We start from the raw sequence: 3163 nt of genomic DNA, 5'->3' as shown, positions 1-3163 counted from the left end.
CGCGATCAAACGGCTCGGGCGCGACGGCCTGGAGCGGCGCTTCGTTCCCGCGGCGACGGACCGGCTCGAGCGCGCGGACCGCCTCGTCGTGCTCGCGACCGACGATGCGATCGCCCGGTTTTCGCGGCGCTCGGAACCCGCGGCGCCGGAGATCCCGGCATGATCGTCAGGGGTGGAGTCCGGCGTGGCCTCGGGCTCTCACCCGCGGCTGGATTTCAAGGTCGCGGGTGCGAGCGATTCCCCGGCTCGCCAGAGGGGGCTTGGGGAAGCCTCCCCCGGGTTGGATGTTCGCCAAGAGCGTCGAGGCCGGAGGCCTCGACCCGCGAAGCTTCGATACGAAGTGGAGAAGCCGAGCGTCTGCGAAGCAGCTTTGAGTCGCATCTTCGGCGCTCGGGAGTCGCGTCTCGCTGCTCCGATTCGCGATCTCGGATCGCGAATTCAGCGCGGCCTCGGGCTCTCACCCGCGGCTGAATTTTGAGGTCGCGGGTTCGAGACCCGCGAAGCTTCGATACGAAGTGGAGAAGCCGAGCGTCTGCGAAGCAGCTTTTGGCGGGGCCGACGGGGCTCGAACCCGCGACCTCCGGCGTGACAGGCCGGCGTTCTAACCAAACTGAACTACAGCCCCGCGGAAGAAGCCGAACGATACGCGACGGGGCTCACCAGGTCAAGCGCGCGGCGGGTTCGAACCCAGCCCATGGCACAGCCGTTGCACGCGTACGGGCGAAACGAGGAAATGCATGAAAGTGAAGACGATGGTTCTGCTCGGGGTTTTCGCCGGCGCGTCCCTCCTCGGGGCTCGACCCGCCCGCGCGCAGGCGAGCGTCAGCATCTCCTTCTTCTACGACGAGCTGTCCCCCTACGGGCGCTGGGAGTCGGTCGGGCGATGGGGCGACTGCTGGATTCCCGGCCACGTCGCGGCGGGCTGGCAGCCGTACACGGACGGGCAGTGGATCTATACCGATTACGGCTGGACGTGGGTTTCCGAGGATCCCTGGGGCGGCGACCCCTACCACTACGGAACCTGGGTCTGGGAAGACCCCTGGGGATGGGTATGGGTTCCGGGGACCGTCTGGGCCCCGGCGTGGGTGACGTGGTGCTACAGCGACACGTACGTCGGCTGGGCGCCCATCCCCCCGACCCTGTCGATTTCCTATTCGGGATATTCCGGAGCTCCGATCATCGTTCCGCAGGCTCGATACGTCTTCGTCCCGGTTAACCGTTTCGCGGGCGTGCGCGTTTCATCGGTGAGGCTTCCCGTTGCCGAGAACGCCGCGATCTTCCCCCGAGTCCGAAAGCTGACGTCCTACTCCGTTTCCCGCGGCGTCATCGTCAATCGCGGGCCGTCGATCACGACGATCGAGCGGGCCGCCCGCGTGCGGATCCCTCGCGCGCCGATTTCCGAAGCGAAGTCGCGACCGGCGCCGATTTCGGCGTCGGGGTCCCCGCGCGGGAAACGCGTGGCGGTGGTCGCCCCCGCGCCGGTTCGTGCGCGCGAGATCGCGAGCCGGCGGGGAGGATCGGGCACGTCAGGCTCACCCCGCGGAAGCGCAGCGGCTCCGGGACACGAGGCGAAGCCCGCCCCGGCCCCGCACGGACACGAAGGGAAGTCGTCTTCGTCCCGCGAATCGACGCCGTCGCATCGTACGGCACCGCCCGCGCACCGCGAGGCTCCGCCTCCCCGCCACGAGGCGGCGCCCCCGAAACACGAGGCGCCACCTCCCAGACATGAGGCCGCGCCCCCTCGACACGAAGCTCCGCCTCCGCGGCGCGAAGCGCCGCCCCCGAACGGGGCGCCGCCGACCCGCGAAGCACCGCCCGCGCACCGGGAGGCTCCGTCTCCGCACGGCGCCTCGGCCGAGCACCGGGCGGTGCCTCCCCACAAGAAGGAACCGCCGCCTCCTCCTCCGCCGGAGCGGCGGGAGAAGCCCGGCAACGCCGCTCCGCCCGGTGCCTTCTGAGATCTCTCCCGCGGGGGCGTCGATCGAGACGATAGGATCCTGGACGCCATGAGCGACGCGACCCTCCCGCAGGACATCCGGTTCGATGAGCTCCGCCGCAGCGAGGAACGTTTCCGTCTCCTCGTCGAGCGGGTCCAGGACTACGCGATCTTCATGCTCGATCCGGACGGCCGCATCGCGAGCTGGAACGTCGGAGCGGAGCGAATCAAGGGATACTCGGCTTCCGAGGCGATCGGAAGACATTTCTCGATCTTCTACACTCCGGAAGACGCTGCCGCCGGAAGGCCGCAGGGGCTGCTTCGAAAGGCTCTCGAGCAGGGGAGGGTCGAAGACGAAGGGTGGAGGGTCCGGAGCGACGGCTCGAGGTTCTGGGCGGACGTCGTGATCACGGCGCTGTTCGACGAGTCCGGAACGCTTCACGGCTTCGCGAAAGTGACGCGCGACCTGACGGAGCGCCGCCAGGTCGAGGCTCTCAAGGAGGCGGATCGCCAGAAGAACGAATTCCTGGCGGTGCTGGCCCACGAGCTTCGGAACCCGCTCGCGCCGATCCGGAATGCCCTTTACCTGATCGGCCGGCCGGACGCGGGTCCGTCGACGATCCGGGAGGCGCACGCGATCGCGGAGCGGCAGGTGCGCCACATGTCCCGGCTCCTCGACGACCTCCTCGACGTCTCGCGCGTGAGCCAGGGCCGGATCGAGCTTCGCCGGGAGCGGATCGACCTCGCCTCCGCGGCGATCCAGGCGATCGATTCGGTCCGCGGACTCGCCGAGCAGCGCGGGCAGTCCATCGCCTTCGACGCCTCGCCGGTGCCCGTCGTCGCGGAGGCCGATCCCACCCGTGTCGACCAGGTGCTCATGAATCTCCTGAGCAACGCGATCAAGTACACCGGCCCGGGAGGACACATCCGGGTCACGATCGCCCGCGAGGGCGACGACGCCGTCCTCCGCGTGCGGGACGACGGGCAGGGCATCGCACCCGAGGCCCTCCCGAATATCTTCGATCTGTTCGTCCAGGCCAAGCCGCACGCGCGTTCCGGGGGGGAAGGGGTGGGAATCGGCCTGACGCTCGTGCGCCGCGTGGTCGAGCTCCACGGCGGATCGGTGACGGCGTCGAGCGCCGGCCTCGGACAGGGGAGCGAGTTCGTCGTTCGCCTGCCGGTCGCCGACGCGGCGCCGGCGCCCGCCGCCGCCTCCGGCGAGTCGCG

At 69.7% G+C, this 3163-nt stretch carries 2 protein-coding genes and 1 tRNA gene; 2 read left to right on the top strand and 1 reads right to left on the bottom strand.

Features of this window, described 5'->3' with window-relative positions:
* Positions 1 to 547: 547 nt before the first annotated feature.
* Positions 548 to 625 (bottom strand) — tRNA-Asp (locus VFS34_02760).
* Positions 626 to 752: 127 nt separating this feature from the next.
* Here VFS34_02760 and VFS34_02755 point away from each other — a divergent pair.
* Together VFS34_02755 and VFS34_02750 are read left to right on the top strand one after the other, a co-directional pair.
* Positions 753 to 1958, top strand: a complete 1206-nt coding sequence (locus VFS34_02755; protein ID HET9793357.1) for a DUF6600 domain-containing protein — start codon at positions 753 to 755, stop codon at positions 1956 to 1958.
* 48 nt (positions 1959 to 2006) lie between these two features.
* The coding region (locus VFS34_02750; GenBank protein ID HET9793356.1) for a PAS domain-containing sensor histidine kinase at positions 2007 to 3163 on the top strand (1157 nt) is incomplete at its 3' end.

The organism is Thermoanaerobaculia bacterium (assembly GCA_035717485.1).
GTDB lineage: Bacteria > Acidobacteriota > Thermoanaerobaculia > UBA5066 > DATFVB01 > DATFVB01.
The sequence above is the reverse complement of the archived record's forward strand: the minus strand, read 5'-3'. Positions and strand labels throughout refer to the sequence as shown.